Source organism: Halomicrococcus pelagicus (assembly GCF_051917725.1).
In the GTDB taxonomy this organism is placed as follows: domain Archaea; phylum Halobacteriota; class Halobacteria; order Halobacteriales; family Haladaptataceae; genus Halomicrococcus.
Genome location: NZ_JBQBLX010000002.1, coordinates 553439 through 573465, shown reverse-complemented (window position 1 = coordinate 573465; position 20027 = coordinate 553439). Strand labels below are relative to the sequence as shown.

17 protein-coding genes and 1 other RNA gene are annotated in these 20027 nt (G+C 68.6%); 5 read left to right on the top strand and 13 right to left on the bottom strand.

Going from position 1 to position 20027, the window contains the following annotated elements:
* Positions 1-160: 160 nt before the first annotated feature.
* Positions 161-1759 carry a COG1361 S-layer family protein gene (locus ACTF4R_RS07750; RefSeq protein WP_440007278.1) on the top strand — a complete coding sequence of 533 codons (1599 nt, stop codon included), beginning with the start codon at positions 161-163 and terminating at the stop codon, positions 1757-1759.
* A complete protein-coding gene (locus ACTF4R_RS07745) occupies positions 1760-4228 on the top strand; it encodes an efflux RND transporter permease subunit (RefSeq protein ID WP_440007277.1) in 2469 nt (822 codons plus the stop codon).
* A gap of 7 nt (positions 4229-4235) precedes the next feature.
* Here ACTF4R_RS07745 and ACTF4R_RS07740 read toward each other — a convergent pair whose 3' ends face one another.
* From ACTF4R_RS07740 to ACTF4R_RS07730, 3 genes are read right to left on the bottom strand one after another with little or no spacing between them, the layout of a single operon-like run.
* Positions 4236-4580 (bottom strand): fluoride efflux transporter FluC, encoded by a 345-nt coding sequence (locus ACTF4R_RS07740; RefSeq protein WP_440007276.1) that lies wholly within the window; start codon positions 4578-4580, stop codon positions 4236-4238.
* On the bottom strand, positions 4577-4966 hold the full coding sequence (gene crcB / locus ACTF4R_RS07735) for a fluoride efflux transporter CrcB (RefSeq protein ID WP_440007275.1): 390 nt from the start codon (positions 4964-4966) through the stop codon (positions 4577-4579). Before crcB ends, ACTF4R_RS07740 begins: the two co-directional genes overlap by 4 nt.
* Before the next feature lie 35 nt (positions 4967-5001).
* A complete protein-coding gene (locus ACTF4R_RS07730; RefSeq protein WP_440007274.1) occupies positions 5002-6048 on the bottom strand; it encodes an ATP-binding protein in 1047 nt (348 codons plus the stop codon).
* 76 nt (positions 6049-6124) lie between these two features.
* Between ACTF4R_RS07730 and ACTF4R_RS07725 the strand changes: the two genes are divergently transcribed.
* Positions 6125-6574, top strand: a complete 450-nt coding sequence (locus ACTF4R_RS07725) for a DUF7382 domain-containing protein (RefSeq protein ID WP_440007273.1) — start codon at positions 6125-6127, stop codon at positions 6572-6574.
* Here ACTF4R_RS07725 and ACTF4R_RS07720 read toward each other — a convergent pair.
* Positions 6571-7365, bottom strand: coding sequence for a protein-L-isoaspartate O-methyltransferase family protein (locus ACTF4R_RS07720; RefSeq protein WP_440007272.1), 795 nt, complete (start codon positions 7363-7365; stop codon positions 6571-6573). The genes ACTF4R_RS07725 and ACTF4R_RS07720 overlap by 4 nt on opposite strands.
* Positions 7366-7390: 25 nt before the next feature.
* Complete coding sequence (locus ACTF4R_RS07715; protein ID WP_440007271.1) at positions 7391-8302, bottom strand: class I SAM-dependent methyltransferase; 912 nt, start codon at positions 8300-8302, stop codon at positions 7391-7393.
* A 165-nt stretch (positions 8303-8467) separates the two neighbouring features.
* On the opposite strand from ACTF4R_RS07715, the gene ACTF4R_RS07710 reads away from it, so the two are divergent.
* Positions 8468-9520 (top strand): matrixin family metalloprotease, encoded by a 1053-nt coding sequence (locus ACTF4R_RS07710; protein WP_440007270.1) that lies wholly within the window; start codon positions 8468-8470, stop codon positions 9518-9520.
* Here ACTF4R_RS07710 and ACTF4R_RS07705 read toward each other — a convergent pair.
* The 5 genes from ACTF4R_RS07705 to ACTF4R_RS07685 form a co-directional block, all read right to left on the bottom strand.
* On the bottom strand, positions 9517-10821 hold the full coding sequence (locus tag ACTF4R_RS07705; RefSeq protein WP_440007269.1) for a S8 family peptidase: 1305 nt from the start codon (positions 10819-10821) through the stop codon (positions 9517-9519). The genes ACTF4R_RS07710 and ACTF4R_RS07705 overlap by 4 nt on opposite strands.
* A 239-nt stretch (positions 10822-11060) precedes the next feature.
* Positions 11061-12161, bottom strand: coding sequence for an aminopeptidase (locus ACTF4R_RS07700; RefSeq protein ID WP_440007268.1), 1101 nt, complete (start codon positions 12159-12161; stop codon positions 11061-11063).
* 125 nt (positions 12162-12286) lie between these two features.
* Entirely contained in the window at positions 12287-12703 is a 417-nt protein-coding gene (locus tag ACTF4R_RS07695; protein WP_440007267.1) for a CBS domain-containing protein, read from the bottom strand.
* A 132-nt stretch (positions 12704-12835) separates the two neighbouring features.
* The gene (locus tag ACTF4R_RS07690; RefSeq protein ID WP_440007266.1) at positions 12836-13807 is read right to left on the bottom strand and encodes a cation diffusion facilitator family transporter; all 972 of its coding nucleotides are present in this window, start codon (positions 13805-13807) and stop codon (positions 12836-12838) included.
* A 129-nt stretch (positions 13808-13936) separates the two neighbouring features.
* Positions 13937-14587 (bottom strand): helix-turn-helix domain-containing protein, encoded by a 651-nt coding sequence (locus ACTF4R_RS07685; protein WP_440007265.1) that lies wholly within the window; start codon positions 14585-14587, stop codon positions 13937-13939.
* 141 nt (positions 14588-14728) lie between these two features.
* Here ACTF4R_RS07685 and ACTF4R_RS07680 point away from each other — a divergent pair, with 141 nt between their 5' ends.
* A complete protein-coding gene (locus ACTF4R_RS07680) occupies positions 14729-15082 on the top strand; it encodes a DUF7344 domain-containing protein (RefSeq protein WP_440007264.1) in 354 nt (117 codons plus the stop codon).
* Positions 15083-15116: 34 nt separating this feature from the next.
* On the opposite strand, the gene ACTF4R_RS07675 is transcribed toward ACTF4R_RS07680, so the two are convergent.
* From ACTF4R_RS07675 to aspS, 3 genes are all read right to left on the bottom strand, one after another.
* Positions 15117-17621, bottom strand: a complete 2505-nt coding sequence (locus ACTF4R_RS07675) for a heavy metal translocating P-type ATPase (RefSeq protein WP_440007263.1) — start codon at positions 17619-17621, stop codon at positions 15117-15119.
* Between the two features lie 363 nt (positions 17622-17984).
* Positions 17985-18437, bottom strand: an RNA gene (rnpB, locus tag ACTF4R_RS07670) — RNase P RNA component.
* Between the two features lie 187 nt (positions 18438-18624).
* Positions 18625-19926, bottom strand: coding sequence for an aspartate--tRNA(Asn) ligase (gene aspS, locus ACTF4R_RS07665; RefSeq protein WP_440007262.1), 1302 nt, complete (start codon positions 19924-19926; stop codon positions 18625-18627).
* Between the last annotated feature and the right edge of the window lie 101 nt (positions 19927-20027).

The following is a 20027-nucleotide window of genomic DNA, read 5'->3' as shown; positions in this document are numbered from 1 at the left end:
GTGGCGTGACGGGGGGGAAACAGATGACAGCTTTCGAGACGGGAGGACGGCTCCCGGCACGCGACGCAGCAGCATCGACCGGTGGGGGACGGGCGACGAAGCGTGCACGTTCGCGGACGGTGGCGTCCGTCGCGCGCACGTGCGACGGTAACCGAGACGGATGCGAGGGATGACCGACCGGTGGCTCGCGGCGCTTCTCGCGCTCGCGCTCGTTTCGTCGGGGGTCGCGGTCGTCGCGGCGAGCCCCGACCCACACGCGGCCGCCGTCCAGCAGACGGCGACGACGACGGCGGAACCGGGCGGCCAGTTCCGACTGGTCTCGACGTCCTCGAACGTGGCGGTCGACGGCGCGGGCAACCTCTCGCTGACGTTCGTCAACACCGGCGACACCGTCACCGACGCCAGCGTCTTCGTCGAATCGCCCAACGAGAGCGTCCGGTTCGGCCGCTCGCGGAACGCCACCCAGTCGGTCGGCGCCTGGGACAGCGGCGAGCGCCGCACCGTGAAGTTCGGTCTCGTCGCCGAGGAGTTCGCCGAAACGCGCAGTTATCCGTTCCAGGCGGTCGTCGCCTACACCGCGGCGAACGGCTCCCGGGTGCAGACCAGTCCGTTCGTCTTCACCGTACGACCGTCCGAGCGCATCTTTCTCGACCGGTTCGAGGTGACCGCGATATCTTCGACCGTCCAGGCGGGCGATTCGGGAACGGTCTCGGTCACGGTCGAGAACACGGGCGCCGACGTCAGCGACGCCGTCGTCACCCTCCGGTCCCAGAGCAGCGGTATCCGGCTCGGACGGACCCAGAACGCCACCCAGTTCGTCGGCGAGTGGGGTTCGAACGAGGACGTCACCTTCGAGTTCGAGGCGACAGCGGGCAACGACACGATCGTCGCGAGCTATCCGTTCGCCATCGACATCGCCTACAGCGAGGACGGAACGCGCAACCGGACGCAACTGGAAAGGTTCGGAGTGATTCCGGACCCCGAGCAGACGTTCTCGCTCGGCGACCTGAACGGCACGCTGCGCGTCGGCGACGAGGGCAACGTCACGGGGACGGTGACGAACGAAGGGCCGCAGGCCGCCTCGAGCGCGGTGCTGGTCCTCGAATCGTCGGGCGAGAACATCTTCCCGCTGGAGGAGGAGTTCGCGCTCGGGAACCTGGCCCCGGACGAGTCGGTCCCGTTCAGGTACAGGATAGACGTGAGCGACAGCGCCGACCAGGGGCCGCGACAGCTCTCGTTCACGGTACGGTACGAGAACCAGGACGGTGACTCGCGGCGGAGCAAGCCCCTGGAAGCCCGCGTCGACGTCGGTGCCCGCCGGGACGAGTTCCTCGTCGACGCGCGGAACGCGTCGGTGGGGGCCGGCGAGACCGCGGCCGTGGTGATCGAGGTGACGAACAACGACGACCGGACGCTGCGGAACGTGGACGCGCGAGCGTTCGTCGACAGTCCGCTGAGCGTCGAGGACGACCAGGCGTTCGTCCCGCGACTGGCACCGAACGAGTCGGCGACGCTTCGCTTTCGCGTCAGCGCGGACGGCGGTGCGCTCGCGGCGACGTACCCGCTGTCGCTCGACTTCCAGTACGAGACGCCCGACGGCGAGTCGAAGCTCTCCGACACCTACCAGGTTCCGGTGGCCGTCGCCGAACCGGAGGGAGACGGGGTGCTCCCGTTCGCGGACGTCGGTGCAATCCTGGTTGCCATCGCCGTCGCGGCCGCCCTCGTCGTCGGCGGCGTCGCGATACGGAGGTGGCGGTGAGTGGTCGAGTACCAGTGGGCCATCGACCGGCTGGACGAGTGGATCGTCGAGCGGTCGCGGACGGTGCTGGTCGTCTTCCTCGTCCTGACCGCCGTGTTCGGCGTCGGGTCGATGCGCCTCTCGACCGAGGCCGGAACGAGCCAGTTCACGGAGGACACGCCGGCGGTCGAGGCGTTCGACGCCGTCAATCAGGAGTTCACGCCCACGTTCGGGAACGACGAGGGGAGCACGCAACTCATCCAGAGCGGCCGAAACGTGCTCTCGAAACCCGAACTGCTGGCGATGCTGACTGCCGAACGACGACTCGAACGTCGGGAGGGGCTGCGCGTCGTCTCCACGACGAGTGCGGCCGGAATCGTCGCACAGCAACTCGACCCGAACGCGACGACCCTCGAAGCACAGATTCGGGCGCTGGAGCGGTCGACCCCTTCGGAGATAACGGCCGCCGTCCGGGCCGCGGCCTCGAACCCCCGGTTCAGAGGGCTCCTGAGCGACGACTTCAACCGGCGAGCGGCGTCGGCGTCGGCGACCATCGCCGTCGTCCAGCATCGGATTCCGACCGGCGTCGACCCGGGTGCGGGAGCGGAAGCCGAGGGTGGAGACGACCCCCTCACGGACCTGCAGCTTCGCTCGCAGGCGGTCGTCGCGACCGTCGACGGCGACATCCGGGTGTTCGGAAGCGGCATCGTCTCGTCGGAGCTATCGAGCGTCACCTTCGACTCGCTCGTCATTGTCGTCCCGGCCGCCGTGGTCCTCATCTTCGTCTTCCTGCTGGTCGTCTACCGCGACCCCGTCGACCTCCTGCTCGGCGTCGCGTCGCTGGGGATGACCATCGTCTGGACGCTGGGGTTCACGGGCCTCGTGGGGATTCCGTTCACGCAACTGCTCGTCGCGGTCCCGCCGCTGTTGCTGGCGGTCGGTATCGACTACGGCATCCACACGATCAACCGCTACCGCGAGGAGCGCGTCACCGGGCAGGAGATTCGACCCGCGATGCGAAGCGCCACCGACCAGTTGCTCGTCGCGTTCGCCATCGTCACCGGAACCACGGTGGTGGGGTTCGCGTCGAACGCCACGAGTCGCCTGCAACCCATCAGGGAGTTCGGCGTCGTCGCGGCCATCGGCATCGTCTTCACGTTCCTCATCTTCGGCATCTTCCTCCCGGCGGCGAAGGTCTGGGCAGACCGACTCCGCGAACGGGCGGGGCTGGCGCTTCCCGGTCGTCGACCGCTCGGTCGGGAGGGGTCGCTGCTGGGCCGGACGTTGCAGGGCAGCGTCACGCTCGCCCGTCGCGGCGCCGGAGTGGTGCTCCTGGTCGCGCTCCTGACGACGGTCGTCTCCGGGTACTACGCGACGGGCATCGACACCTCCTTCTCGAACGAGGACTTCCTCCCGCCGGAGGAGACGCCGTCCTACCTCCGGTCGCTTCCCGAACCGTTCGCGCCGGAGACGTACACCGTCACGGAGAACATCAACTTCCTGGAGGAGAACTTCGCCTCCGCAGAGGACGACACGGTGACCGTCTTCGTCGAGGGGCCGTTGCGGGAGGATTACGCGCTCGAATCCATCTATCAGGCGAACCGGAACCCGCCGAACTCCTTCGTCGCGACCGACCGTCGGGCCAGCGCCGAGAGCATCATCGAAGTCATCCGGTCGTACAGCGAGCAGTCCGACGAGTTCCGGCGACTCGTCGAACGCAACGACGTGAACGACAACGGCGTCCCGGACGACAACCTCGACCGCATCTACGACCGGTTGCTCTCCTCGCCGGTCCGGGCGCAGGCGCTGCAGTACATCACGGAGGACCGCCGGAGTGCGAGAGTCGTCTACTCCGTGAAAAGCACCGCCTCCCAGGAGACCATCACGCGCGACGCCCGTCGCGTCGCGGACCGCTATCGCCTGGCAGCGACCGCGACGGGCGAAGTCGTCGTCTTCCAGTCGGTGGCCGCCATCATCCTCTCGTCGGCGGTTCGCAGTCTCACCTCGGCGCTCGTCGCCACCGCCATCTTCCTCGCAATCGTCTACCGCGTCCTCGTCGGGCGGGCGGCGTTCGGCGTCATCAACCTCTTCCCCATCGTCGTCGCCGTCGCGCTGCTGGCCGGGACGATGCGGTTGCTCGACATCCCGTTCAACGCACTCACTGCGACGGTGCTCGCCATCGCGCTCGGCCTCGGCGTGGACTACTCGGCTCACGTCGTCCACCGGTTCACCGACGAGTACGACTGGGAGGGCGGCGACCGGGACGCCGACGTCGTCCGCGCGCTCGAACGGACCGTCCGCGGAACCGGTGGCGCGCTGACGGGGAGCATGGTGACGACGGTCTCCGGGACGGCCATCCTCGTCCTCGCCATCACGCCCGTGCTCGGGCAGTTCGGCCTCGTCATCGCGCTGAGCGTCTTCTACTCCTATCTCACGGCGGTCGCACTGACGCCCTCCGTCGTCGTCGTGTGGGAGCAGTTCGCAGGGTGACGGCGGGTCAGATGGCGGCGGCGACCGCCCCGCCGACCGCGACCGCGACCAGCGCGCCGACCAGGTGGACCGTCGCGTTTCCCGCGGCTTCCCGCCGGTCGCCGCGCTCGTACAGCCGCACCGTCTCGAAGGCGAAACTGGAGAACGTCGTGAACGCGCCACAGAACCCCGTCCCGAACAGCGCGAGCATCCCCGGGTCGGCGACACCGACGGTCAGCGCGCCGAGCGCGAAGCTCCCGGCGACGTTCACCGCGAGCGTGTCCCGGCGCTCGCCGGGGAGCGCGACGGAGACGAGGTGGCGGGCGAGCGCGCCGAGCGTGCCGCCCGCGCCGACGAGCAGGACCGGGTTCACGCGACGACACCTCCGACGACGCGCCGGGCGGAGAGCACCGCCAGCAGGCCGAGGACGTAGTTCGCCGCGACGTTCGCGACGGCCAGCGTCGGCGACAGCGACGCCGTCTGGACCGCGAAGGTGCTGTAGGTCGTGAACGACGAGAGGAAGCCGGTGCCGACGACCAGTCGCGTCTCGGCGGAGAGCAGGTCGACGAGGCGGGCCTCGTACAGCAGGACGCCGAGGGCGAAACTTCCCGCGACGTTCACCGCGAGCGTCCCCCAGGGGAACCCGCCGGGGAGCGCGACCGCGACGGCGTGGCGCAGCGTCGCGCCGACGAACCCGCCGACTGCGACCAGCAGGACGGGTTCGGCGCGCTTCAGCGCGTGCGTGTTCTCGACCGACATGCTCGGCGTGTCTCGTCCGTTCCCAGCCGGCGGCGTCACGTATCGCTTTCGAAGTCACCCCCGTCGCTCGCGCTCGGACTCCCGCCACCGTGCGGAACCTCGCGCTTCCGGACCTGCACCGAGTGGACGCTCTCGGTGGCGTCGTCGACTACCACCGCCTCTCCCGGCGCTGCCGGCATCCGGTCGGCGGGAGACGTTCGCGCGTACGTCGGCCGGGCGTGCGAGAGCGCGTCGATGTCGGCTCGCGAGGTCAGCCGGTGGGAGACGAGCAGGTCGGCCTGCGAGATGGCGACCTCGGGGAGCGCGTCCGGTCGCTGTGTGGCGGTGACGAGACTGACGCCGGGTCGTCGCCCACGCGTGAGCACCGTCCGGAGCGCGGGGCCGGCGACGCCGTCGAAGAACGCGTGCGCCTCGTCCACCAGGAGCCACGGCAGCGGCCCGCGCCCCGCGACGCGAGCGTCGTACAGCCCCGACGCCACCGCCCGGACGACGGCGTTCATCGCCGCCGCGTCGTAGCCCGCCAGGTTCAACACGACGCCAGACGCCGTGGTGAAATCGGTCGCCGACAGGCCGTCGGGCGAGAAGGCGTTCCAGGACGCCGCGAGCGCGAGGTGGTTCTCGGCGGCTCGCCGCGTCGCCGCGGGGACGTCCGCCCCACCAACCCACTCGCGCATACCCGCCAGCGTCGACGCCTCGCTCGCGGCGCGCCAGACGAGCGACCCCGCCGCGCTCTCGCGGTCCAGTCCGAGCAGGTCACACCACGCCCGCGGCGCGATGGCGTCGGCCGACGCGCGCGGGGAGTCGACGACCTCGACCGCGACGTCCCGGCGGTCGGCGAACGTCTCGAACGCCCCCATCGGGTCGGCGACCACCGGGACGACGCCCTCCGTTCGCGCGAGTTCCTCGACCAGCACGCCGAGGGTGTAGGATTTCCCGTAGCCGCGCTTGCCGACCACGAGTGCAGCGTGGGGGCCGTCGAGGTCCACGTGGACGGGCGCGCCCTCGCTGCCGTCCCGCGCTCGGTAGGCTCCGAGGTGGCCAGTCTCGCCGTCGCCGTCCGTCCGACCGAGTATTCGAGTCACGGCCGGCCCTGGTCCCGCCTTCGTTTATAAACGTCCGTCCGAGGATTTATCAACCGGAACGGGACCAGGCCGGGCCATGCGTGCACTCGAACGCTTCCGCGCGGACGACCGCGGTATCGAAGGACTGCCGATTCGGCTCGTCATCGCGCTCGTCGTCGGCGTCGCCAGCCTCTCGGTGATGATGAACATGCTCTCGGGCCTGAACGGGATGTCCGTGAGCGAACTCGACGCGAAACCGTCGCCGGAGGTCGTCGGGCCCGGTAGCGACCAGATCGACATCACCGTCGTCGACGCCGACGGAGAACCGGTCGCGGACGCGACCGTCGTCGTGCGCGGCGGGTCCGCGACGCTCGACGAGGTGCGGACTGCGACGACCGACGACGACGGGACGGTGACGGTCTCGGTCGACCCGGAGCTGGGGCCGAACCAGCAGGAAGGAACGCTGCAAATCGGCGTCAAACCGCCGGCGGGGAGCGAGTACACCGACGAGCGCGAGAACACGAAGATACTGGTGGTCGAGGACTAGCGGCCGTCCCAGTCGATCCACTCGTGCTCCCAGCCGCGCCGGGTCTGGGCGTGCCGTTCGGCGTATTCGCGGTCCTCGCGCGCGGTCCGGTTGCGCTCGATAGCTCCGGACTGTTCGCCCTCGACGAGCAGCGGTGCGAACGCGACGGAACCGAACCGCTCGACCACCCGGGCGTCGGGGGCGACGCCAACGTCGGAGGAACCCTCGACGTCGTTCGGCGTCTCGCGTTCGACGGCCGCCAGTCGCTGTTCGCGGCCGCCGAGCGGCATGACCAGCCGACCGTCGGAGGCGAGTTGCTCGACCAGCGCACGCGGCGGTTCGACGGCGGCGGCCTCGACGAGGATGCGGTCGAACGGCGCGTACTCCGGGAGGCCGTCCGCGCCGTCGCGGCAGTCGACGAACACGCCGCCGTAGCCCGCAGACTCGAGGTTCCGCCGGGCGTCGTAGACGACCGTGCGCGTGATGTCGACCGCGTGGACGTTGCGCTCGCCGACCATCGCGGCGAGCACGGCCGGGGTGTAGCCGACGCCGGCCCCGACGACGAGCACGGAGTCGTCGTCCTCGACGTCGAGCGCTTCGAGCAGTTTCGCGACCGTGCTCGGCGACAGGACGCGAGTGCCGCGGTGGTCGAACGACTGGTCGAGGTACGCGCCGCGGTCGGCGTCGGCCGGGACGAACTCGTGGCGCGGCACGGTCCTGAGCGCCTGGCTGACGTCGTCGCTCCGCACGAGCGCCTTGGTCTCGTGCTCCAGGCTGGCGACCATGTCGTCGCGCAACACCGCGGGGTCCATACGACCGATTCGCGCCGGAAGTTCTTCAATCGCGCGGCACGCGTCCGGCGATTACCTGCATATTCGTGCCGGGTACGTCCCGAACCGACACGTCCCGGAAACCGGCGTCGTCCAGCCAGCCGGTGAACGCGTCGGCGGTGTAGGCGTCGCCGCGTTCGGTCTGGGCGAGCATGTGTGCGCCCAGCAACGCAGCGCCCTCGGACCGGCCGCGGACGCGGTCGACGAGCACGATCGCGCCGCCCGGTTCGAGCGCGTCGTAGGCGTTCGCCACGAGTCGGCGATTCTCGTCGGGACCGAGCGCGTGCGCGACCCGCGAGCAGAACGCGACGTCGAACCCGTCGGGGAGGTCGTCGGTGGCGTCGCCGGCGACCAGTTCGACCGGTTCGTCGGCGAGCAAGCGCTCGACGCGGTCGACGACCGCGGGGCGGTCGAACAGCGTCACCTCGAAGCCGCGGCGGGCGAACTCCGTGGCGAACGAACCCGGACCGCCGCCGACGTCGAGGACGCGCTCGGCGTCCGGACTGGCGTGAACTGCTGCGGTGACGCAGGCTCGGACCGTCGCCTCGTCGACGGTCGCCATCGCGCCCACGAAGTTCGTCTCCCAGTCCTCGGATTTCGCCGGTGGGTCGCCGGTCCGCATCGTCTCGGGGAGTTCGAGCCAGCGGTCGACGCAGTCGAGACGGTGGGGTACCGACCCGATGGAGCGCACGTCGGTCTTGGCGAAGAAGCCGAGCGCCCGGTTCGTCGCCTCGTACTCGTTACCGACGCGTTCGAGGAATCCCATCTCCTCGAGCGCTTGCAGGGTGATGCGGGCGGCCCGCTCGGTGACGTCGGCTTCGTCGGCGACCGCCGCCGGCGTGCCGGCGTGCAGGGTGACGGCGTCGAGGACGCCCGTCTCGCGTGCGGCCCACAACAGCAGGAGTCCGCGGTAGTCCATACTCCTCGCTGGCAGGCCAGCGACTAAAACGCTGGCCGTCGGCGGTCGTCCGCCGCGCGAGTTACGTTTCCGCTGCCTTCGAGATTGGACGTTGTCGGAACCGGCCTGTATATCGTCACTTCGTGGCGGAAAGTTTGATACGTCGCTCGTCGTAGTTAACGACGCATGAAATGGCGTGCGCTCGTCCTCGTCGCCCTCGTCGTCCTCGCCGGTTGTTCCCAGGTGCAGATAGACGCCGAGACGACCCCGTCGACCACCCCCGACACGACCACCCACGACGCGACCACGACGGCCGCGGACGGAGAGTCGCGACAGTCGAGCACGGTGAGAACGGTGGCCGACCGGGAGAACCCCTGGGGCGAGTCGACGCTGACGGTCGCCGTCGAGAACACCGGCGCTCCGTCGCGGGATTTCACGCAGGAGCTGCGGCGAGCGCTGGGTTACTGGGAGAACCACAGCGAGCAGTACGCCGGCTACCCCATCGACTACGAACTCGCGCCGAACGCGGAGAATCCGGACCTCGTCGTCCGGTTCGTCGAGCAGGTCGAGAGCTGTCCGCGCATCGAGAACGCCGCCGGCTGTGCGCCGTACGTCACCGAACCCGGCCACGTCGACCGACCGATGCACGTCGAGGTCGACGCGTCGTTCTCGAGTAACTCTACCGTCCTCGTGCTGAAACACGAACTCGGCCACACGCTGGGGCTGAACCACAGCGCGGCCCCGCAGTCCATCATGAACCACTCTGCGGCCCTGGCGACGCGGCAGCGAGTGGACGCCGACGAGCGCGCGCTGCCGTGGGCCGACGCCGGGTTCACCGTGTATCTCGCGCCGACGCCGGACCGCGACCGGAGCGCGGTTCGCCGGCAGGTCACCAACGCGCTGGAGTACTACGGCCGCGGCGCCGACGGCACCGTTCCGTCGAATCTGACGTTCGAGTTCACTCGCGACCGCTCGGCTGCCGACGTCGTCGTTCGGTTCCCCGACGACCTCCCCTGTCGGTCCACGGCGAGCTGCGGCCGGGTTAGCGGCGTCGACCCCGACCGCGACGGGAAGATGGAGGAGTACGAGCGCCTCGTAATCTCTATCGGCGACGTCGACACCGAGGCCGTCGGCTGGCACGTCGGCTACTGGTTCGGCTACGGGATGGGTCTCGACGACTCCGAACTCCCTCCGCCGCTCCGGGACGACGACCAGCGAAAAAGCGACTGGTGGACTTAGATCGAGTCGAGGGCCCTGTTCGCGTTCAGCCGACCCGCGCCGAGTTCGGGGTCGCTCTTGCCCGACGTCCCCTCGGCACCCTGCTCGATGGCCTGCTCGACCTCGTTCGGATTGGCGTCCGGCGCGAGTTCGCGCACGAGCGCGGCCGTGCCGGTCACCTGCGGCGCGGCCATCGACGTGCCGGCGAAGTAGGCGTAATAAGCGCCGTAGATGTCCGGCGGCACCGACGAGAGGACGAGGTTCGTCGGGTACGGCCACTCGGTGTCCTCCGATAGCGTCTTCTCCAGCGTCTCGTACCCGCCGCCGGGCGCGCCCACGCTCACCTCGTTCGTGCCGTAGTTCGAGTAGAAGACGAGTTCGTCGTTCGGCCCGGTGGCGCTGACGCTCATCGCGCCGGCGACGCTGTTCGGGAGCGTGAAGTAGCCGCCCTGCTGGAGGTTGGCGCTGCTGTTGCCCGCGCTGACGACGGTCAGCGTGCCGCGTCGACTGGCGCTCTGGATGACGCGCTGGTAGCCGACCTTGAGACCGCCGGCGTTGTCCTGCGGCGGGATGGGCGGCGTGCCGATGCTCATGTTCGCCGCGTCCGCCCCGATTTCTGCCGCGTAGTCGATGGCGGTGAAGAGGTCGGCGCGGGTGGTCGTCAGTTCCTCCTCGCCGTCGTCGTCGATGTCATCGTAGTAGAACACCCGCAGCGAGACGATTTCGGCGTCCGGTGCGGTGCCGACGACGCCCGTCGTGCCCTCGTCGCTCGCGGCCGCGATACCGGCGACGTGCGTACCGTGGCCGTACACGTCCGTTGCGTCGTCGCTCATCTCGCCGTACTTGAACAGTTTGCCCTCGTCCTCGTTGACGTTGGCCGCGAGGTCCGGATGGTCGACGTCGACGCCGGTGTCGATGATAGCGATGCGGGTCCCCTCCCCGGTCGCCGTTGTGTGGGCCTCCGGTACGTCGGTCACCTGCTTGTCCCACTGGAGAGGGTACAGTTCCTCGTCGGTCGTCGTTTCCGCCTTCTCCTCCTCGAGTTTCGGCGCGTCGAGCGTCATCTTCCTGTCGACGACCACCTCGGAGACGCCGGAGACGCTCTCCAGCGCCGACCGGTCGTCGGCGGTGACGACGAGTACGTTACCGCCGAGTTCTCGCTCGACCGAGAAGCCGGCGTCGCGGATTCGCTTTGCCGCTCCCTCGCCGCTCCCGACGACGATGTACCGAGTGCCGTCTCCGGCAGACACCTGCCCTGCCGCGGTGAGTGCCACGCCCGTCGCTGCGATGCCTTTCAGGAATGTACGTCTGCTCTGGTTCATTTTTGCTACCGCCACTCTATTCTTTCCCTGAACTATAATAAACGATTCCCCGAGTGGTCTGATTTTACTTCCAATAAAAGTATAAATATAATCTGCTTTATTATAATTTTCTGTCTGTTTCGGTTCGGGAGGAGAAGACGGGACCAGTAGCGAGCCTATAAACATCCCTTCAGTTCTGCAGTTCGCTCTCTTTCGCGTCGGGCCGTCTGCCCGTCATTCGCTCGCGGTTCGACGCGTCGTTACGCCTCCTCGAACCCGTCCTCCCACCGGAACGTGCCGTTCCGCTGGACGACTTCGCCGTCGACTTCGAGCCGGGAGTTCTCGCTCACGTCGGTTATCATGTCGACGTGCACCGCGCTGTCGTTGCCCGCCTCGCCGTCGGGCAGGCAGGCGTCGTAGGCGCGGCCGACGGCGAGGTGGACGGTGTCGCCCATCTTCTCGTCGAAGAGGATGTTGTCCGTGAACCGGTCGATGCCGCGGTTCATCCCGATGCCGAGTTCGCCGAGGCGGCGCGCGCCCTCGTCCGTCCCGAGCACGTCGGCGAGCGCGTCCTCGCCCGTCTCGGCGCTGAACTCGGTCACCTCGCCGTCCTCGAACGCGAGTCGGACGTTCCGCACCCGGCGGTCCTGGATGGTCATCGGCACGTCGAAGACGACCTCGCCCGCGGGGTCGGCCGGCGCGGTGAACACCTCGCCGCTTGGCAGGTTGTGGGAGTCGTACGCGACGGAGGCGGCGGAGTTCACTGCGGTCCGGTCCTCGATCGACATCGTGAGGTCGGTGCCGTCCGAGACGAGTCGAACCTCGCTGCCGTCGTCGAGTATCTCTTTCATCTCCGCCATCTCGTCGGCCAGGCTCTCCCAGTCGCGGAGGACGGCGTCGTAGACGAAGTCCTGGTACTCCTCGTAGGCCATTCCCGCCTGCTGGGCGTGCGCCCGCGTCGGGTGGAGCGTGCTCACCCAGTCGGTCGAGAGGCGGGCTTCGCGAATCTCCCGGCGTGCCTTCGAGTACGCCTGCCGCCGTTCGCCGGGCACGTCCGCCTTCGCCGTCGCGTTCCGGCTACCGCCGAGCGCGAGGGCCACGTCCGCTTTCTCGTACAGCGCCAGTTCGAACTCGGGGTCGGCGTCGAAGTCGCCGTCGTGCGCCCGGAGGTAGGCGCGCGCTATCTCGTCGGAACCGTAGGTCGCCAGCAGGTTCGCGCCGCGTTCGCCCAGTTTCTCCGCGACGGCGACCGCGAGGTCGTGTGCCCCTTCAGCGACCGAGAGCACCACGTCGTCGCCCGCCTCGACGCGCGCGCTCCAGTCGACCAGTACCGCCGCGTGCTCGTGGATTCGTTCGTCCATACCCCCACCTCGTGTGGCCGCGAAAAAACGTCGACGGTCGACGAATCGACCTGCGCCGGTTCGGCGGGACGTGCGAGCGACGCGCGACGCGACTCGCCGGGACGGCGCTCTCGCGTCCGACGGTCTCAGAACCGCGGTGACTGGCGCTTCACGACCTCGACGACGTCGTCGAACTCCCCGGTGAGCAACACCAGCACGTCGTCGAGCGTGACGATGCCCGTCAGGTCGCCGTCGTCGACGACCGGCATCCGGCGGACGCCCGCGTCTTCCATCCGCCGGACCAGTTCGGTGACGCTAGCGTCGGACGGGACCGTCACCGGGTCCTCGGTCATCACCTCGCCCGCGGTGCGGTCCGTGGCGTCCGGGTCGTCCGCGAGCGAGAGGGCTATCTCTCGGTCCGTTACGATGCCGACGAGGTCGCTCTCCTCCAGGACGAGCACGCTCCCGACGTTCGCCTCCTGCATCCGGGCCGCGATGGCCGTGACCGCCGTGTTCCGGTCTGCCGTTACGACCTCCGTGACTGCGATGTCACTGACTGGCATGGAATCCCTCGCTCTAGCCCACGACGGTGAAGTCCCTAAGTGCGACGGCCCTCGCCGCTCGCCGGTTCCGCGAGTCCCTGCGGCAGGGCCGTCCCGTCGGACCGGCGCATCGACCGAACCGAGCGGGCGTTCTCAGCGCTCGTCGGCGTAACAGTCGAAGTCGACGGTGTGGGCGTAGGAGGGCGACTCGACCTGGAGCGTGGCGTGGTCGATTCCGAACCGGTCGGCGAGGTCCGACTGGCAGCGCCGGAGCACCGCGTCGGAGTCGACGCCCTCCGCGACGACGACGTGCGCCGAGAGGGTGTACTGGGTCGACCCGAGCGCCCAGACGTGGACGTCGTGGGCGTCCGTCACCCCCTCGATGCCCTCGATGTAGCGCCGCACCTCGTCGACGGGGACGTCTCCGGGCGCTCCCTGGAGGAGGATGTTCAGGCTGTCGGAGAGGAGGTCGCGGACCGAGTAGAGGACGAGCACGGCCACCAGCAGGGCGGCGACTGGGTCGAGCACGTACAGGTCGGTGTAGACGAGCGCGACGCCGACCACGACGGCGGCGACGCTGCCCGCCGCGTCAGCGAGCAGGTGGAGGAAGGCTCCTTCGACGTTCAGAACGTCGCGCCGGTCCGCGAGCACCCACGCCGCCGCCAGGTTGGCGACGAGACCGACGAGGCCGACGACCACGACGACCGGGGCGTCCACGGGCCGGGGGTCCTGGAACCGACGAACGGCGTCGAAGAGGATGTATCCCACGGCGGCGACGAGCAGGACGCCGTTGGCGAACGCGCCGAGCACCTCCGCGCGCTGGTAGCCGTAGGTCCGCCGTGCGTCGGCGGGCCGTCCCGCGACCCACGCGGCGACCAGCGCGAGCGCGAGGCTGGCGCTGTCGGCGAGCATGTGCACCGCGTCCGCGAACAGGGCCAGTGAGTCGGCGTACAGTGCGCCGACGAGTTCGACGACGAAGAAGACGGTGTTGATGCCCAGGGCCAGCGCGAGTTCGCGGAGTCCCGAGTCGTGGGCGTGACTCGCGCCCCCTTGTGCGTCGCGTTCGTCGGTGCGGTGGCCGTGGGCAGCGTCACGGGTCACCTCGTCGTCGCGGTCGCCTGCCATCGTCGGGAGTACGGGCCGGAGGCTTTCAGTAGTTGGTGGCACGGCCCCCAGAACCGGAACGGATGCCCGAGAACGCGACCGCAGTACGACTACCGCACGAGCTATCGACCCGGCGCTCGGTGCGTGCGACTAACCGGCGTCGGTGTACACCGTGGTCTCGACGAGCCGTTTTACTCCGCGACGGAACCGCTCCGAGGCCGCGGTCTCGGAGATGTCGAAGTGGTCGCTGAGGTCGGCGAGCGAACTCTCCCGCGGAATCTCCAGATACCCGCAGTCGACGGCAGTGGCGAGCGTCTCCCGTTGGGCGTCCGTCAACCCGAACCGGGGCGTGTCGACGTTCCCTCGCTCCTCGTAGAATCGATACACGTCGCATCCCAGGTCGTTACTTCGACAGAAATCGTAGAACTGGCCGAACGCGGTCCTGTCGGGGAACGCGACGCGGAACTCCCAGCCCTCGTGGGTCGCGGTGACGTGCTGGAGGATGCTCGCTTGCTCGACGAGGAGCGGATACACGCTCTTTCGTCGCCCTTCCTCACCCAGTTCGGTCCTGTAGAGCCGCTGTGAACCGACCTCGACGACGGGCGAAACGGTGGAGATGGTGGGGTCGTCTTCGGCGCCCTCCTCGAACGCCTCGAAGTCGCCGCCCTCCGTCCAGAGGAGAATCCGGTGTCTCCCTCCCTCGGACTGGTCCGACCGCTTCCACGTGACTTCCATCTCGGGGGCCCGTTCGAGTGCTTCGCGGAGAATCGGGTAGTCGAGTCCGAATTCGACGAGTATCATCGTGGTTACCTACGGTATGGTCGCCGAGGCCAAAATCATTGGTGGGTGGTAGCATCTGTCGCTGCGACGTTAAAAAGACCGTGAATATTTACGCCGACTCGTTATCCCCTCCAGGACCCACTCCCGGAATAGTGAGAACGGTTGACCACTGATCCGAAGACCATCGACGGGTTGTTCGACCTCTTCAGCGACGAGCAACGGCGGACCCTCTGCCTTCACGTCGTGAAGACGGAGAAGACGGCGTTCTCGTTGGATGAACTCGTCGACCAGGTTGCGAAGCGAGAATCGAAAGCGGGGGAGGGGACCGAGGAGCGTCGCACCCGTATCGAGGCCGAACTTTACCACGCCCATCTGCCGAAGATGGAGGACGTCGGTCTCGTCGAGTACGACGGGGCGGGGACGGTTCGGTGCGCCGACTGCGCGATAGCGAGCCTCTGCGAGACGTTCGACCCCGACGAGGCGATACCTGAACTCCGGGCGGCGAGTTCGAACTGATTCCGAGAACGAGCGACCGCAGACGGCGCCTTCCTCACTTGTCGTCGGGACTCACGCCGGCGAGTCGCATCGCGTTGCCGGTGACGGTGAGGCTCATGCCCATGTCGCCGACGACGATGGCGGCCGCGACGCTGACGAGGCCGAGCGGCGCGCCGGCGGCGAGGACTGCCTTCACCGCGAGGCTGGACCAGACGTTCTGGCGGATGACGCGGTTGGCCTTCCGGGCGAGGTCCCGGAGGTACGGCAGTTTCCGGAGGTCGTCGCCGAGCAGCGCCACGTCGGCCGTCTCGATGGCGGTGTCGGTGCCGGCAGCGCCCATCGCGACGCCGACCGTCGCGGCGGCCATCGCAGGCGCGTCGTTGACGCCGTCGCCGACCATCGCCACGCCGTCGTCCGCGAGTTCCTCGACCGCTTCGACCTTCTCCTCGGGCAGGAGCTCGGCGCGGTACTCGTCGACGCCCACCCGCTCAGCGATGGCGCGAGCGGTACCCTCGTTGTCGCCCGTGAGCATGACGACGCGCTCGATGCCGAGGTCGTGGAGGCGCGCGACCGCCTCGCTCGCGCCGGGGCGCACTTCGTCGGCGACGGCGATGACGCCCTCCAGTTCCTCCTCGGTGCCGACCAGCACGATGGTCTTGCCCTCCCGCTGGAGCCGCGGGACGGCGTCGCCGAGCAGGTCCAGACAGTCGTCACGGTCCTCGCAGATGCCGCCAGCCTCGTCCGCCGCGACGACCGGTCCGTCGTCGGCCGGGTCGTCGGAGACGACCGCCCCGCCGTCCGTGGTGAGGTGGGTGTGTCCGAGGTCGAAACCGAGGTCGGCGAACAGGCCGGGCTTGCCGACGTAGTGGGTGACGCCGTCGACGTCGGCTTTGACGCCCTTGCCGGGCAGGTTCTCGAAGTTCTCGACCGGGCGCTCGTCGCGGCCGACCGTCTCGGTGGCGTAGTCGACGACGGCCTCGGCGATGGGGTGTTCGCTGCGCCGTTCGAGGCCGTGCGCGCAGCGGAGCACGTCCGCCTCGTCGTTGCCGTTCAGCGGGACCACGTCGGTCACCGCGAGTTCGCCCTTCGTCAGCGTCCCGGTCTTGTCCACCGCGACGTTGTCGAGTTCGCCCATCGCCTCGAGGTGGTTACCGCCCTTCACGAGCACGCCGTTGCGCGCCGCGCTGGTGATGCCCGAGACGACGCTGACCGGGGTGCTGATGACGAACGCGCAGGGACAGGCGACGACCAGCAGCGTCAGTCCCCGGACGAACCACGTCTCGAACGGCGCGCTCCAGAGGAGGGGCGGCACCGCGACCGTCAGGACGGCCATCCCGACCACGGCGGGGGTGTAGTAGCTGGCGAACCGGTCCACGAACTGCTCGTGCTGGGTGCGAGACTGCTCGGCGTCGCCGACCAGTTCGACGATGCGCGAGATGGTCGTCTCGTCGGCCTCCGCGGTCGCCTCGACCTCGAGGTACCCCTCCTCGTTGACGGTGCCGGCGAACACCTCGTCGCCCTCGTTCTTCTCGACCGGGACGCTCTCGCCCGTTATCGGCGACTGGTCGACCGCGCTCGCTCCCTCCCGCACGACGCCGTCGACCGGCACCTTCTCGCCGGGCCGGACGACCACCGTCTCGCCGGGCCGGACCGCCTCGACGGGAACCGTCTCCTCCTCACCGTCGCGGACCACGGTGGCCGTGTCCGGCGAGAGTTCCATCAGTTCGCGCAGCGAGTCACGGGCGCGGTCCATCGAGTACCGCTCCAGGAGTTCCGCGACGCTGAAAAGCACCGCGAGCGTCGCCGCCTCGAGGTAGAGGCCGACCGCGAGCGCGCCGACGATGCCGGCGCTCATCAGCAGGTCGATGTCGAGGCTCGCGTTCTTCGCGGAGTAGTAGCCGTTCCGGAGCACGGCCTGGCCGCCGGAGGCAGTCGCCAGCAGGAACGCGGCGTCGGCGACGGTGAGCGTGACGCTGCCGACCGTGAAGAGTTTCGGGTTCGCGAGGGAGGAGAAGTGCAGGACGAGCGCCGCGACGAGCAGCGCCGCGCCGGCCCACGTCTTCAGTGCCCGGGGACTCGTCCACACCGAGTCCGGCGACCCGACGCCGGCCGCGCTCGCGTCGTCGCCCGCCGGGTCGGTCACCTCGTAGCCCGCACCCTCGACGGCCGCCACGAGGTCCGAGCGGGAGGCTCCCGCGGACTCGACGACGACCGTCCCGGTCGCCGGTCGCGTCTCGTATCCGGCGACGCCGTCCACGCCGTCGAGCGCGTTCTCGACCTTGCCCGCGCAGGAGGGGCAGTCCATGCTCGGCACCGAGAGCGTCTCTTCACCGCCGTTTTCGACCGCGTAGCCGGCGTTCTCGACCGCTTCTCGGATTGCGGCGGAGTCGGTCCGGTCGGGGTCGTAGTCCACGACGAGTCGGCCCGCCGTAACCTGCGCGTCGGCGTCCGCGACGCCCTCGACGGACTCGACGCTCCCGGTTACCTTCCCGGCGCAGGACGGACAGTCCATGTCCGGAACCGAGAGACGAACCGTCTCCGTTCCGTCTGTGTCGCTCATAGTCGAGCGTAATCGCCGAGGAGTTATTAATGTCGCTACCACGAATCCGGCCTCGAATGTGAGTTTCTAATAATTAGGTGACCTCTATTTAACAACTCGGACGTAACGGACGATGGAACGAGTTCGAACGAGGCGAACGGCGACAGTTCAGTTCTGTTCAAATCGTTAACTTCGTGTTAGGAGAGGAAACGGTCGTCAACCATCGTTCTCACTTATTGATGGTCCGGTCGAAACGATGGACGAGACATGAGCACCGCAACTGGCCGCCTGAAAACCGTGAAAGTCAGCGCAGCCCTGCTAGTGGTCGCACTCGAACTGCTGGTAGGCGTCGCGCTCCTCGCGTTCGCGCTCGGTATCTAAAACGGCTGAGGGGAGTAAGCCCCCTTCTGTTCGGCCCGGCATTCGGCTGAGCGTCCGCACCGTCTCCGGGCGTCCGGAAACTCGCCGGAAAGTTCCGACGGTGTCGCCGAACGCCACGGAGGCCCGCCGGCTGGCGGGCGTCCGGGCTACCATAGTGGCGCGGACTTGCACCGGCGAGGATTCGCCGTTCCATCCCTTCTCCGCGGTCGCCGCGTCGAAGACGCGGCAGAGCCCTCGGTGGGTCAACTCCCTTCCCTCGCGGGTCGGTTCGCGCACCTCATCGGTCGCGCGGAGGGGTCTCGTTTCTGTTCCAGAGCCAGTGGTCTCCCACTCCGGGCTTGCGCCCGGTCGCCTGCCCGGACGGTGGGGGGACTTTCCTCACGTGGGTGCCGGCGAGGCCGACACCGTACGACGCGGCGAGGCCGCGTCCACCGCGGGAACCGGGCTCCCTCTGCCATTCTAACTACGTCGCGTGGCGGTTTAAGAGGTTCGATTGTCCGGAAAAACGACCGCCACGGCCCTCACGCGACCGGCCGTATGGGGAGAGCGTCCGACGGTGAGAGCGCGGAGAGAAAGGGTGGTTCGCGGGGCGAGAGGCGCTGGCAGTCGTGGGGGTACGCCGTCGCTTCGTTACGCTCGGCGGCTACGGCGAAAGCCGCTGTCGGTCCCGCGGATACAGCACGGCTTCGCGGATGTTGTCGAGGCCGAGCATCGTCATGACGAGGCGCTCGCCGCCGAGTCCCCAGCCGGCGTGGGGCGGCATCCCGTACTTGAACATCTTCGTGTAGTAGTCGAACTGCTCGGGGTCGAGCCCCTGCTGTTCGAACCCGTCGACGAGGTGGTCGTAGCGGTGTTCGCGCTGGCCGCCCGAGACGAGTTCCATCCGGGGGTGCATCAGGTCGAAGCCGGTCGAGAGCTGCTCGTCGTCGTCGTGGTCCTTGATGTAGAACGGCTTGATCTCGCTCGGCCAGTCGGTGATGAAGTAGTGGCTGCCGACGTCCTCGCCGAGCGCCTTCTCGCCTTCGGTGGGTAGGTCGTCGCCCCAGACGAGCTGTTCGTCGAGTTCGCCCGTGGCGTTGATGCGCTCGATGGCCTCCTCGTAGGAGAGCCGGGGGAAGTCGCCGTCAGGCGCCTCGAAGTCGTCGTAGCCAAGCAGTTCGAGCTCCCGCTGGCAGTTCTCGGCGACGCCCTCGTAGGCCGCCTTCACGACCGCCTCGCAGGCGTCCATCGCGTCCTCGTGGTCGTAGAACGCAGACTCGAAGTCGATGGAAGTCGCCTCGTTCAGGTGCCGGGGCGTGTTGTGCTCCTCGGCGCGGAAGATGGGGCCGACCTCGAAGACGCGCTCCAGACCGGAGCCGACCATCAGCTGTTTGAACAGCTGCGGGCTCTGGTTCATGAACGCCTCGCGGCCGAAGTACGTGATGGGGAACAGCTCCGTACCGCCTTCCGTGCCGGTCGCGACGATCTTCGGCGTGTTGATTTCGGTACAGCCGAGGTCGCGGAACTGGTCGCGAACGGAGCGCAGTAGTTCGGCGCGAATCTCGAAGATGGCCTTGACCTCCTCCTTGCGGAGGTCGAGCGTGCGGTTGTCGAGCCGCGTCGAGAGGTCGGCGTCGACCTTGCCGCTGGGGTCCAGCGGCAGTTCGGGTTCGGCGTCGGCGACGACCTCGAGTTCGCTCGGAACGACCTCGACGCCGGTCGGCGCGCGCTCTTCCTCCTCCACGTCGCCGGTCACCGTGACGACGCTCTCGCGGTTGACGTCCAGTCCGGTCTCGACCAGTTCGTCGTCCATCTCGTCCTTCTCGAACTTGACCTGAATCTTGCCGGTCGCGTCCCGGACGATGAGGAAGGCGATACCGCCGAGGTCGCGAATCTCGTGCACCCAGCCGGCGATGGTCGCCGTCTCGCCGGGCTCGGCGTCGGCAGTGTAGGTTCGGTTCTGCATACGGCGTCGTTCTTCCGGCGCGGTCTTAAACGCCCTCATTTCCGTCCCCGGACGGAGGCTCCCGACGCCGACCGTGACGGTCGCGGGCGCGCTCGCGAGCG